This is a genomic window from Flavobacterium segetis (assembly GCF_900129575.1).
Lineage (GTDB): Bacteria > Bacteroidota > Bacteroidia > Flavobacteriales > Flavobacteriaceae > Flavobacterium > Flavobacterium segetis.
Window position 1 is genome coordinate 298599 of sequence record NZ_FQWE01000001.1, and the last position, 12817, is coordinate 311415.

Sequence of the window (12817 nt, forward strand, 5' to 3'; positions counted from 1 at the left end):
CGAATATTTAGATGAAATTTAATGATATGATCATCAATGACGACAGCCTAATTTTGATAAAAAGAAAAAATGAGTGCAAACAAATTTTATTTTCTGATTTACAATTAATCTACATTTCACCGCTTAAATTACCGAAGTCAGTTCTTTTAATTTCAGTATTTTTTGTACTATTATTTATAGGTCTGATGACTTTTGCTGTCGCTATTGAGTTTTTAATTCCTATTGTATTACTCGCAACTGTACCAATGTTTATCAAGTTTAGTTATTACAGCGGATATGAATTAAGAATCAAATTGAATAATGGTTCACTATGTAAAATGAAATTTTCTATTGCTTTAAAAAGTAACATGATAATGACAGTAAATAAAATAAAAAAATCGATCTATCAAAGTAAGGTTTCTAACTGAGAATAATTTTCTAAAATTAATTTAACATTTAATCATTTGATTTTAAGTTAGTTAAAACAAAATTATATTTATTTAATCAAAATGAGGTTTCCCGTAAAGATGTTGTTTTTAATGATGGTAGGTTTGGGGGTATTGATCCATAACAATAAATTGGGGAGTAACCGAAAATCCACAAGAGTAGGAAATTAATATTTTAAATTATTTTTTATGAAAAAAATTTTAAGCTTATTATCACTTTCATTAGCATTAACAATTGCAAGCTGTGGGGGAAGTGCCTCAATAGCAGGTAACACGAGTATGAGTCAAACGAGTGTTGAATTGTCTAAAAAGAATTTTAATATTTTGGGCGATATCAGTGGTGTTTCTTCTAATACGTACATATTAGGATTTGGTGGAAATGCAAATAGGTCCTTACTAGAGAAAGCAAAAAGTGAAATGATGAAGAATGCTAAATTGAGTGGCTCAAAAGCACTTGTCAACTTAACCTACGACAAACATGTCAATGGATTTTTTCCCTTTTATTCTAAAGTGACGATCACTGCATCAGCAAATATTGTAGAATTTACGGAGTAATTTAAAATCTTCTTGCGAAGATAAAATTTCGCAAGAAGATAATATAATATCCCCGTTGCTCAAAGAAGAGTACTAATATATATTACTTCATAAAAAAAACTTCTTACAACACTAAAAATGAGGCCATTAAATCATTTAGACATTTCATCTTTATACACTGCATTCTGTTTGCAGTTAGCAATAGTATAATTGTAAAGTAATGGATATAAGAATCATAATCAGAATTCACGATTGTATAAAAAACAGTTGGACAGGAACACCAAAACAGTTGAGTGAAAAGCTTAAAGTTTCTGAGCGTACACTTTATAATTATATTTTTTTTATGAAGAATGATTTGAAAGTACCTATAGAATTTTATAAGGTTAAAAGAGATTATATGTATAAGGGGGAATGTAGTTTGAAGTTTGAGAATGAATAGATAAACAAATAACATTAGTACTTAGTCAACGATGCACTATTCTAAATAATAATATTACATTAAACCAATGAGCGGTAAGTATTAGATTAATAATAAAAAAAATAAACATGGTTAATTCAAATTCAAAACAATGGAGTTCTGCAACTCCAGGTTACATTATCTTTCTTGTAGACCAATCAGGTTCTATGAATGAATCTTATGCAGAAGGAAAAACTAGGTCGGAATTTACCGCACTTGTTATTAATCGTACCATAAACGAACTTATCAACACAAATATGGACGGAGAAAAAGTGAAAGACCGAGTATTCATTTCAATGATTGGATATGGTGGAAGTAGTTCACTTGCTGTAGATGACATTAGATCCGACTATTTAAGTTCATTTGCTGACAATCCATTACGAATGGAACGATTAAAAAAGAAAGTTTCTGATGGCGCAGGCGGTCTAATCGAAATAGATGAACAAATGCCAATATTTATTGAACCAACTGCAAATGGATTGACGCCAATGGCAGATGCATTTTCTTTTACAAAAGAATTAATTGAAGGTTGGCTGCAAAAGAAACCTGATAATCCAGCACCAATTATCATAAATATTTCTGATGGTTTACCATATACAGGTGATTCAATTGATATTGCAATGAATAACGCTATTTCTGTTTCAAAAGAAATAATGAATATCAATTCGGCAGATGGTAATCCTTTAATATTCAATTGTCACTTAGGAGAAGGGCAATCTCACAGTTTTAATGAAAGTGAAAATGAACTTTCTGATGACCAAGCTAAATTCTTGTTCAAAATCTCAAGTAAAGTTCCTGAATCGTACAAACAAGCGGCTAAAAAGCAAGATTTCAAAACTAAACCCGAATCGAGAGGTTTTGTATCAAATGCAGATGCTCAAGAATTTATACAGTTCATCAACTTCGGTTCTTCTGGTGGTTCAGATAAAATCGCATAATCTTTAAATTGACTTAAATGCAAATATCAATTAAAGGATATATCACGGCAAAACAATCAGAATTATTCTTTGACTGTGCAGATAGATATGCCTATAATAAATCACAAAATAAATTCGCCATTTCTGACGGTGTTTCTAAATCTTTCTTTCCAAAAATTTGGGCTGACGTTTTAGTGAACAAATGGGTTAATTCTAAGGATTTTGATGAAGATCAATTTATAATCGATTGTCAAAAAAATTGGTTAGAACAAGTTACTGAAATCGTTAATAAACCTGATGCAAAATGGTTCACTAAAAATGCTTTCAATAGAAAAGAATCTGGACTTGCAACTTTTGTTGGGTTAAGATTTTACAAAAAAAAGAAAGAATGGTTTTGGAAGGCAGAAACTTTGGGAGACAGCTTTTTATTTTTTGTACCAAAAAAAATCGAAGATTTTTCAAAAGAATGCATTGTTCTATCATCAAAAAAAGAACCAATTGTTTTTGACAATTTTCCAGATTACTTGAGCAGTTTAGGAGATAATCACAAAGGAGAAAAACAGATAATGGAAAGCCATTTGACTTCTGGAACATTCTATTTAATGACTGATGCGCTTGCAGAATGGTTTTTAAATGAAAAGGAAAATGCAATAAGTAAGATTAGTGTTTGGCAAAATCAAAAAGATTTTGAGCGTTTTGTGGATGAAGAAAGACACAATGAGAAATTAGGAAATGACGATACAGCTTTTTTGTCAATTAAAATAGAAGAAGACAAAAAAGACCAATTAATATACGTTTCAGAAGACGTTTCCAATATTAACGAACTTGTAAAGGTCCAACTAAAGGAAATTGAATTTGTCGAAAAAGCAAAAGAGAAAGAATTAATTCTTAAACAAGAAAATTCTGATTCTGAAATTTCTATTGAGCAAACTCAACAAATTGAACCTATTGAAAATACACTTTCTGAAGATGAAGAAACTGAAATCGAAAAGCCTAAAAAAGGAATAATAGAAAAAGGAAAAGAGTTGTTGTTTGGTAAAAAGGGAAAAGAGCAATCTGCTGAACAAGTAGAAATCCAAACTGATGAAAAAATAGCAGCAACAGAAGAACATCATGAAGAAAAAGAACCTTCAGCTGAAGGCGAAGAAAATAATAGCGAAATTGAGAAATCTGAAAATTTAGAAAAGTACAAAAGTCAAGAAAGTGAACCAAATAGTAAAGTAGAACCTGAACCACATGCCAAAACACCAAACAAACTTTCGCAAAATATAACTGATAAATTCTAACTATGTCAAATTATCCTTCTAGAACAGATATTGTTACTGCAATGCGAAATCCACTCGTTAGCTTTAAATCACAAGAAATAATTGGTGGTTCAATCATTCAAAAAGATTCTAGGATAATTCAATATTCAGGTGGCTACACAACTGTTTTTCCATTTCATAAACAAACAGGAAATAAAGTAGCTGTTAGACTCTGGATTGCAGATATTGGAGATGCAAAAAAACGTTCACTTGAAATTTCTAATTATTTGGAGAATTTAAATAACGCATATTTCGCAGGATTCAAATATATTGATGATGCAGTATTGGTAAATGGCACATTTCATCCAATTGTTCTTATGGATTGGGTGGACGGACAAACTTTAAAAGAGTATATAAATTCCAATATTACAAACACCTCTAAAATTCTTGAATTAGCAAAAAAATTCAAAGAAATGGCAGCATATTTTCATTTGGAGAATATTGCTCATGGAGATTTGCAGCACGGAAATATTTTAATAAAAAGTGATGGCTCGCTTGTCGCAATTGATTATGATTCAATGTTTATTGAACCATTAAGTGGAATGACTGACACCATAAAAGGTTTGCCAGGTTATCAACACCCAGCAAGACATAGCAATCAATTTGTAAATTCAAGATTAGACTACTTCTCTGAACTTGTAATATATCTTTCCCTTTTAATTTATGCTGACACTCCAAAATTGTGGGATGACTACTATGGAACAGAGGATTTGCTTTTTTCAAAAGATGACTTTGCAAATCCTAGTAATTCAAAATTAATTATTACTCATTTAAAATCAGTTAATCCAACAATTTCTCAACTTACTGAAAAGATGGTGGAAGAACTAAAAGCAACTGACATAGCTCAATTACGTCCTTTGGAAGATTTGTTGATGAACAGACGTAAAGTAGCCAAAGACAATATTTTTGATAAGTGGGAAAAACAACCCAATCAAGCTGTAAAAAAGAAAGTTGCGCTACCAAATAAAAATGACATCACAAACAAATTTTAATGGTAAAAGTTTACTTCGAAAATATACATCTTCAAATCATTCATTATATCGAGTATGCACAATCGGATATAAAGATTTGTGTTGCTTGGTTTACTGACTTTGAAATTTACTCAAAATTAGTCGACAAGCTAAAAGAGGGATTGAACATAGAAGTAATTATTGCAAATCATGAGTTTAACAAAAAATCAAGAGTAGATTTCAAAGAGTTTTTAAAGTTCAAAGGAAAGGTTGGTTATGTAGGAAATCTTTCCGATAGTTCGAGAGATAGTTTTATGCACAACAAATTCTGTATAATAGATAATAATGTAGTAATTACGGGTTCATACAATTGGTCGTTTAAGGCTCGAATGAATGATGAAAATATATTAATCATTCAAGATGATGATTCACTGACGAAACAATTTGAAAACAAATTTTTAGACCTCAAACCCCAATTTGGATTTGCAATTAAAAACAATAAAGTGGCATTGCTACCTATAGAAAATATAATGGCAAAATGGGATGTAAAAGCAAGTAATAATAAACCATCAAAAATACTTCAAATATTTTAGACAAATTTTAATCTATGACTAACAAGCAGGACATATTAACTTCAATAGCAAATCTAGACCTTTTCTTGAAAGTACCTGCTTTAAAAGGTGCAATAGCTAGAATTAATAAAAATGGAAATCCATTTGTTTATGTAGGTGGTTTTAATATGGTGTTTCAATTAACTCATAACTCCAAAAAATGGGCATTTCGTGTTTGGCATGTGCCAATGGGTGAAAACGAACACAGGTACTTAAGAATATCAAAATACCTAGCCTCCAAAAAATTGCCCTATTTCGCAGATTTCATATACGACGAAAAAGGAATTCTTATAAATGGAGAATTGGTTGACACTATAAGGATGGAATGGTTGGATGGTTTGCTTTTCAAAGACTATGTTGAAAAGAACCTTACTAACTCGTCAGCATTGGTTTTACTTTCAGACAACTTCTTGAAAATGTGCGAAGATTTGAGATACAACCAAATTTCTCACGGAGACTTACAAGAAGGAAATATTCTAGTAACCGAGAAAGGAGATATAAAATTAGTAGATTATGATTCTATTTGTATTCCAGAAATTGAAGGTCAAAAAGAACTTGTAACAGGACTTAAAGGTTATCAGCATCCATCACGCTTTAAAGGTGGAAAAGCTACGTTAAAAGCAGATTATTTTTCAGAGTTGATTATTTATTTGTCAATTCTCGCAATAGCTGAAAAAGCAGAACTTTGGAATAAATATCAAGTCAAAGACACACAATATTTGTTGTTTTCTGAAACTGATTTTGAGGATTTAGAAAATTCAGCTATTTATAAAGACCTATTTGGACTTTCTTTAAAAATAGATAAGCTTCTTGATGTTTTAATTGATTATGTAAAAATCACGTTTTATACTGATTTACAGCCTTTATCTTATTATTTGCAACCTCCTGTTATAGAAAAATTTATTAGTGATAAAGAAGTATTAATTCAAGGTCTTGAAATAACTTTATCATGGAAGGTCGAAAATGCCCTAAAAGTTATGATTAATCATGGAGTAGATGAAGTTGAGCATAATGGAAGTGTTGTGTTAAAGCCACAAGATAACTTTGAATATGTTTTAACTGCAACTGGTTTTAATGAAACAGTAGATAAAAAACTTGAAGTAAAGGTTTTTCCAACACCAATCATTAAAACTTTAAATATACCAATACCAATATTTAGTCATCAAACATCCATTTCAAATTTGAAAATTGAAACTCCACAGATAAACTTGGGAATAAACTTAAATCCAACCATTTTTACTTGTAATCCTCTTGATTTTGAAAAGCTAAACAGTAATTCGAAAAATACGTTTCTGCCAAATTATAAAACTAATGATTCAATTTCAGAAGTATTTGAAAAAATTCAAGAAAGAGTAAATAAAAAATTAAAAAATATTTTTAAAAATGAATAGAATATCTAATTTTCTTATCAAATGTGCGGGAGCAGATCAAGAAATACTCGACGCATGTACAGTTAAAGAAAAAAATAAATTTACAGGTATTGGAAGTACATTATTATTAACTGCTGTTTTAGCATCGTTATCTGGTGGTTATGCGATACACTCTACTTTTGATTCTGTTTTAATTTCAATTATTCTTGGTGTATTTTGGGGTATTGTAATTTTCAGCCTCGATAGATACATTGTAACCAGTATAGATAAAAAGGGTGTTTGGTGGAAACAATTATTAACTGCATTCCCTCGATTACTAATAGCTTTCGTATTAGCAATAACTATTTCTAAACCATTAGAACTAAGACTTTTTCAAGATGCTGTAAACAAATCTATGGGCGAAATAGCTAATGCAAGTATTTCAGGATGTGAAGCAGATTGGAATAAAGAACGAGATAAATTAGCGAAAAGTAAAAGTAATTTAGAAGATGAACGAAAACAAAAAACGGAAGAAATTTATAATAAAGATGGTATTTATACCGACTTTGTAAAAGAACAAAAAGAAATTTCAGGACTTAATCAAACTAACCAAAATAAAATTAGCGTAAATAATTCAATTATTTCAAGAGGAACATCTTATCCAAATTTAACCAGAAATGATGGTTCTATTATTTATAAAGAAGATGGTAGTCCTAGAAAGACCATAAGACGAAATGCTGCGGCAAATAATGCCTTTAAAATTAATAATTCTTTAAGAAGTGAAATAAACAGAAACAATATAAAAATCGGGGAATTTGAAGTCCAAAAAAACAATCGAAAACAAGTTTTAAGAAGACAAGTTGTAACAACTGAAGCACAATATACAAATCAAATCTCTGGTGTTCAGCAACAAATTAACGACCATAATAATAAAAGACAAGTGTTTTTAGCTGATTGTACTAATCGCTCTAATAATGCTAAAGATTTACCAGCACAACTGCAAGCATTGTCAAAGCTTACAGATGAGAATGAAAGTATTGCATGGGCAAGTCTACTTATTACTTTACTTTTTGTGATTTTAGAAACTGCTCCAGTTGTCGTAAAACTTCTATCCTCAACAGGAACTTATGAAGAGATTTTAGAAGCAAAAGAATACGCAATTAGTATGGAACAAAAGATAAAAATTTCGAATCTTAACGATGAAATTAATACCGTTTTAAAAATAAGTAGTGAAAAAAATAAGAACAAATTAGAGGCAGAATTGAAAGGAAATGTAGAGTTATTAAATGAGATAGCTTTAGCGCAAGCTGAAATTGCAAAAATTGCTGTTTTAAAATGGAAGGAAGAAGAAATTGAAAAATTGCAAAATAGCAATAACAATTCAATTGTTAATTCAAATATTGTAAATTAAGAATTTAGACTTCTACAACATAAACTTGAGACGAGCATAAAAACACTGAAGGCTAAAGTCTTCTCATTATTAGTATATGAGCTAAACAATCAGACCACTGATGAAATTTTAATCAAAAATTATTTTGATGAATTGACAAAAAAAGGGGAATCTCTGGATTCCATACCTGATAATTATGGCGAAGTCTCAAAGTTAAGTGATAAAAAGTATTTTGAAAGTATAGCTATGTGCTCTAAAATTTAAGGTGAGATGCTTAGATTATTGACCATTGAAATTGAATTACTTAGCAAAAATAATCACTAAAATAAGTAGAATAAAAACCAATACAGTCTTTGATAAATAAAAATATATTTCGACAACAAGTATATACAGTGCCTTTGATTTATTTTTGCAGCTGTAAAAGGAACTAAAATAAAAACATTTAAAGACAATGAAAAATCGATTCATAAAAACCTCCCTAGCAATACTCCTATTCTTATGCCTGCTAGACTTAGCTTAGGGTTATTTTCAATTCGTTAGATTTGTAGCGATGGTTGCTTTTTGTTATTTGGCATTTTTAGTTAATAAAAAAAATAACGACAACGAAATATTTATCGATATAGCACTAACAATTTTGTTTCAGCCATTTGTAAAAATCGCGTTCGGACGAACTGTTTGGAATATTGTTGATGTGTGAGTCGCTATCAGTTTATTAATTAATATTGCATTAAATTCAAAAAAACAAAGTAATAAATAAATTAGGAATAAAAGTAATTATGAATAATTACATTAAAAATTTAGTACTGCTAATACTTTTTGTAACATCATCTTCCAGTACTTTATCAGCCCAAGTCAAACTCCTTTCCTGGAATATAGAAAACCTAGGAAAATCAAAATCAGATGAAACTATAATTTATATTGCTGAAACCGCAAAAAACTACGATATTATAGCCATACAAGAAGTTGTAGCGGGTTATGGCGGAGCGCAAGCAGTAGCTAGATTAGCAGATGAATTGAATAGGAAAGGGAGTAAATGGGATTACACCATAAGCGAACCAACAAGCAGCAGTGCTTATAAAACCGAGCGTTATGCTTTTATCTGGAAAACGAGTAAAGTGAAGAAAATAGGAAAAGCATGGTTGGAACAAAAATACCATTTAGAGATTGATAGAGAGCCCTATTTCTGTACTTTTCAATATGAGGACAAACAATTTACACTAGTGAATTTTCACGCTATTACCAAAAACCGACAACCGGAAACCGAAATTAAGTACTTTAAGTTTTTACCGAATGAATATCCTAAATTAAACTTAATTTTTGCTGGTGATTTTAACTGTCCGCAATCGCATACTGTTTTTAATCCATTGAAGAAAATGGGTTATGAGTCTGTTTTCATTGGACAAAAAACATCACTAAAAAAAGAATGTAAAAACGAAAATTGTCTCGCATCAGAATTTGATAATATATTTTATTCGTCCGCAAAAATTAAAGTTTTAGACTCAGGGGTTTTACATTTTTACACGAACTTCAATTCACTTAAAGAAGCACGCACAATTTCAGATCATATTCCTATTTGGTTTCAGTTCTCTTTGAATTAAAATTGTAACGTTTTCTATGATAAACAAAGCATTCACATTGAAAACTAAATCTGCAAATCTTATGAAAAGATAAAAGTTGATACGATCACGTTTTAATTAAACATTTTAATAATCTTGCTGACCGAATCTAGCTTTGACTTAATCTATAAATGTTACCTGAATAATTTTAATTGACATCAAAAACAGACTTATATTTTCTTCGTTTTTAATATGATGTAAAAAGTTATTCCATTTTATTTAATCTTGCACATTTTATTAAATCAATAGGTATAGAACTTAATTATGTTTTGAGCTTCTTTTTCTTAGCTGCTGGAAATAGAACATTGTTTAAAATTAATCTGTAGCCAGGCGAATTAGAATGTAGATCTAAAACTGTAGGAGGATCACCCACCTGATGCTGAAAATCTTCAGGATCGTGACCGGAGTAAAAGGTAAACATTCCTTTTCCCTTTTGGCCGTGAATATAACGTGCCTCGCCGTTTAATTCACAACTACCCATAACTAAAACATTCGATTTAATAAATTCAGAATCAAAAGCTGTAGTTTGTCCCATAAATCCCTTTACTAATTGCGTATGGTTTTGGCATAACATGCTAGGAATAGGATCCCATTTAGCTGAAAATTCCATCAAGGTAAAATAATCTTTATCCATAGGAATTTTTCGCTTTGAAGTCATATCTATATCTGAAAACTCATACACTTCTGGGCGTCTCTCTAAAGTAAAATTTTTAAAAGCAAAAGAATTATTATAATCTATTTTTGATTGATAACTCGCTTCGCTTGCATCGCCGTCAAACATTGCCTCGCAAATGTCAATTCCGGTAGCTGCAAGAGCAATATCAAAACTATCTGTTGCTGAACACATCGCGAACATAAATCCACCGCCAATTACAAAATCTCTAATTTTGTTTGCTACCGCTCCTTTTTCCTGAGAAACCTTCTTAAAACCTAATTTAGTTGCTAAAACCTCCGCTTCTTTTTTTTGTTCGATATACCAAGGAATATTTTTATAAGAGGAATAAAATTTACCATACTGTCCCGTAAAATCTTCATGATGCAAGTGTAACCAGTCGAATAATAAAAGTTGATCACTTAATACTTCTTCGTCATAGATAGCTGTAAAAGGAATTTCTGCGTATGTTAGTACTAATGTCACTGCATCGTCCCACGGTTGTTTTCCTTTAGGAGTGTAAACAGCAATTTTAGGTGCTTTTTCAAGAATAACGGCCTCCATGTTTTGTGAAGGGCTCGCAATTTCATTTAAAATAGTTGTTTGCTCTGCATCAGAAATTATTTCAAAACTTACACCTCGTATCTGACATTCTTTCCTAATTTCTGGCGCATCAGGAAGTAAAAAGGAACCTCCTCGATAATTAAGCAACCAACTGGCTTTATAATTTTTATCGATGCACCAAAATGTAATTCCATAAGCCTTGAGATGATTTTGCTGCGTAGTTTCATCCATTGGCACTAAAATGAAAGAAGCCTTCACGGAGAAAGAAACAAATAAAATAAGCATCCAAAATGATCTTTTTAGCAACATGGGAAATTTTTTATTTCAAAGATAAACGTTTTATTGGGACTTAAAACATAAAAAAAGTCTGCTAGAAATGCAGACTTTAACTTTACTATTTTAAAATGGAACCTCGCTATCATCGTCTGGATCGTTGAAATTACTACCAAAAGCTTCATTTGCTGATGGTAAGTTTTTAGTAATAAATGGATTATCATCTTGATTCATACTTGAAGGTAAGTCATCATAATTTCCACTATGATCTTCAAGGTTATCAAATTTTCCAAGATGTCCTATAAATTTCAAACGCACGTTTTCAATACTACCGTTACGGTGTTTAGCAATCATGATTTCGGCTTGACCTGCAGTTGGCGAAGCTTCATCATCATCCCATTCGTCAATTTTATAATATTCAGGTCGATACAAAAAGGATACAATATCTGCATCTTGCTCAATCGCCCCTGATTCCCGTAAATCTGACAATAAAGGTCTTTTACTCGATCCACGTGTTTCAACCGCACGGGACAACTGCGATAGCGCAATTACGGGAACATTTAATTCTTTGGCTAAAGCCTTCAAATTTCGAGAAATGGTAGAAATCTCTTGCTCTCTATTTCCGCCACCTTTTCCATTTCCTCCCGCTGTCATCAATTGCAAATAATCAACAATAATAATTCTAATGCCGTGCTGGGAAACCAGTCGTCGTGCTTTTGCTCTTAAATCAAAGATAGATAAAGAAGGCGTATCATCAATAAAAAGTGGTGCTTTCTCTAAATTTTTTACTTTAGTACTCAGCTGCTCCCATTCGTGTTTCTCTAATTTTCCAGTCCGTAATTTCTCTGATGACAAACCTGTCTCTGATGAAATAAGACGAGTGATTAATTGCACCGAAGCCATCTCAAGTGAAAACAATGCCACGGGCATTCCATAGTCTATAGCCATATTTCGAGCCATAGAAAGTACAAAAGCCGTTTTTCCCATTGCAGGTCTTGCTGCAATAATAATTAAATCACTTGGTTGCCATCCTGAAGTTATTTTGTCTAATTTATCAAAACCTGTAGCAACTCCACTCAGTCCTTCTTGTCCTGCTATTTCCTCAATTCGTTTTTTAGCTTGTAATACTAAACTTTGAGCAGTCTCTGAACTTCGTTTTATATTTCCTTGTGTGATTTCGTATAATTTAGATTCCGCTCTGTCCAGTAAATCAAAAACATCGGTTGTTTCATCGTAAGAATCTTCAATAATTTCCGTCGAAATCCGTATCAAACTACGCTGAATAAATTTCTGTAAAATTATTCGCGAGTGAAATTCAATATGCGCTGAGGAAGAAATCTTTTGCGTAAGCTGAATAAGGTAAAAATCTCCACCAGCCAGCTCTAATTTTGCATTTTTCTTAAGTTGAGCTGAAACGGTTAATAAGTCAATTGGTTGCGTTTCAGTAAACAGCTGCACGATAGCTTCAAATATATGTTTGTGTGCTTCTTTGTAAAAAGCATCAGGCTGTAAAATGTCGATTACATCATCCACTCCCTTTTTGTCAATCATCATAGCACCAAGCACAGCCTCTTCTAACTCGAGAACTTGTGGTTGCAGTTTTCCTTTTTCAAGGCTTATAATAGTAGTTTTATCAACCTTGATAGGACTGATATTTCTAAAGTTTTCCATGTAGCGAAAGTAGCAAAAATTAAAAAAAGATTGGCTTTGAGTTGTTACTAATAATTGTTTATAACTAACTATTATTTGTTTATAACCCAAAAAAAATCCGAAAC

Annotated in this window: 11 protein-coding genes and 1 pseudogene; 10 read left to right on the top strand and 2 right to left on the bottom strand. The window is 31.3% G+C overall.

Features of this window, described 5'->3' with window-relative positions; all coding sequences use genetic code 11:
* The first annotated feature begins 11 nt into the window (after window positions 1-11).
* The 10 genes and pseudogenes from BUA99_RS01365 to BUA99_RS01415 all read left to right on the top strand — a co-directional run bounded on the left by BUA99_RS01365 (window position 12) and on the right by BUA99_RS01415 (window position 9535).
* A complete protein-coding gene (locus BUA99_RS01365; protein WP_072987220.1) occupies window positions 12-407 on the top strand; it encodes a hypothetical protein in 396 nt (131 codons plus the stop codon).
* Between the two features lie 207 nt (window positions 408-614).
* Complete coding sequence (locus BUA99_RS01370; RefSeq protein ID WP_072987222.1) at window positions 615-980, top strand: DUF6567 family protein; 366 nt, start codon at window positions 615-617, stop codon at window positions 978-980.
* A 525-nt stretch (window positions 981-1505) separates the two neighbouring features.
* Window positions 1506-2354 (top strand): vWA domain-containing protein, encoded by an 849-nt coding sequence (locus BUA99_RS01380; protein ID WP_072987228.1) that lies wholly within the window; start codon window positions 1506-1508, stop codon window positions 2352-2354.
* A 17-nt stretch (window positions 2355-2371) separates the two neighbouring features.
* Window positions 2372-3619: a hypothetical protein gene (locus BUA99_RS01385; protein ID WP_072987231.1), complete on the top strand. Its 1248-nt coding sequence runs from the start codon at window positions 2372-2374 to the stop codon at window positions 3617-3619.
* A 2-nt stretch (window positions 3620-3621) separates the two neighbouring features.
* A complete protein-coding gene (locus BUA99_RS01390) occupies window positions 3622-4629 on the top strand; it encodes a protein kinase domain-containing protein (RefSeq protein ID WP_072987234.1) in 1008 nt (335 codons plus the stop codon).
* Window positions 4629-5180, top strand: a complete 552-nt coding sequence (locus BUA99_RS01395; protein WP_072987237.1) for a phospholipase D-like domain-containing protein — start codon at window positions 4629-4631, stop codon at window positions 5178-5180. Before BUA99_RS01390 ends, BUA99_RS01395 begins: the two co-directional genes overlap by 1 nt.
* A gap of 14 nt (window positions 5181-5194) precedes the next feature.
* Entirely contained in the window at window positions 5195-6589 is a 1395-nt protein-coding gene (locus tag BUA99_RS01400; RefSeq protein WP_072987240.1) for a protein kinase domain-containing protein, read from the top strand.
* The gene (locus tag BUA99_RS01405; RefSeq protein ID WP_072987243.1) at window positions 6582-7958 is read left to right on the top strand and encodes a DUF4407 domain-containing protein; all 1377 of its coding nucleotides are present in this window, start codon (window positions 6582-6584) and stop codon (window positions 7956-7958) included. Before BUA99_RS01400 ends, BUA99_RS01405 begins: the two co-directional genes overlap by 8 nt.
* Before the next feature lie 511 nt (window positions 7959-8469).
* Window positions 8470-8634, top strand: a pseudogene (locus tag BUA99_RS15510) (DUF6804 family protein); the annotation flags it as partial.
* A gap of 79 nt (window positions 8635-8713) precedes the next feature.
* A complete protein-coding gene (locus BUA99_RS01415; protein ID WP_072987246.1) occupies window positions 8714-9535 on the top strand; it encodes an endonuclease/exonuclease/phosphatase family protein in 822 nt (273 codons plus the stop codon).
* 280 nt (window positions 9536-9815) lie between these two features.
* Here BUA99_RS01415 and BUA99_RS01420 read toward each other — a convergent pair whose 3' ends face one another.
* Together BUA99_RS01420 and dnaB are read right to left on the bottom strand one after the other, a co-directional pair.
* A complete protein-coding gene (locus BUA99_RS01420; protein WP_394333235.1) occupies window positions 9816-11054 on the bottom strand; it encodes an asparagine synthetase B in 1239 nt (412 codons plus the stop codon).
* 114 nt (window positions 11055-11168) lie between these two features.
* The gene (gene dnaB / locus BUA99_RS01425) at window positions 11169-12713 is read right to left on the bottom strand and encodes a replicative DNA helicase (RefSeq protein ID WP_072987253.1); all 1545 of its coding nucleotides are present in this window, start codon (window positions 12711-12713) and stop codon (window positions 11169-11171) included.
* Window positions 12714-12817: the final 104 nt, after the last annotated feature.

Bases quoted from the DNA above. Each gene is read 5' to 3' on its own strand.
- BUA99_RS01365 (WP_072987220.1), top strand. From the start codon at position 12: ATGAAATTTAATGATATGATCATCAATGACGACAGCCTAATTTTGATA.
- BUA99_RS01370 (WP_072987222.1), top strand. From the start codon at position 615: ATGAAAAAAATTTTAAGCTTATTATCACTTTCATTAGCATTAACAATT.
- BUA99_RS01380 (WP_072987228.1), top strand. From the start codon at position 1,506: ATGGTTAATTCAAATTCAAAACAATGGAGTTCTGCAACTCCAGGTTAC.
- BUA99_RS01385 (WP_072987231.1), top strand. From the start codon at position 2,372: ATGCAAATATCAATTAAAGGATATATCACGGCAAAACAATCAGAATTA.
- BUA99_RS01390 (WP_072987234.1), top strand. From the start codon at position 3,622: ATGTCAAATTATCCTTCTAGAACAGATATTGTTACTGCAATGCGAAAT.
- BUA99_RS01395 (WP_072987237.1), top strand. From the start codon at position 4,629: ATGGTAAAAGTTTACTTCGAAAATATACATCTTCAAATCATTCATTAT.
- BUA99_RS01400 (WP_072987240.1), top strand. From the start codon at position 5,195: ATGACTAACAAGCAGGACATATTAACTTCAATAGCAAATCTAGACCTT.
- BUA99_RS01405 (WP_072987243.1), top strand. From the start codon at position 6,582: ATGAATAGAATATCTAATTTTCTTATCAAATGTGCGGGAGCAGATCAA.
- BUA99_RS01415 (WP_072987246.1), top strand. From the start codon at position 8,714: ATGAATAATTACATTAAAAATTTAGTACTGCTAATACTTTTTGTAACA.
- BUA99_RS01420 (WP_394333235.1), bottom strand. From the start codon at position 11,054: ATGCTTATTTTATTTGTTTCTTTCTCCGTGAAGGCTTCTTTCATTTTA.
- dnaB (WP_072987253.1), bottom strand. From the start codon at position 12,713: ATGGAAAACTTTAGAAATATCAGTCCTATCAAGGTTGATAAAACTACT.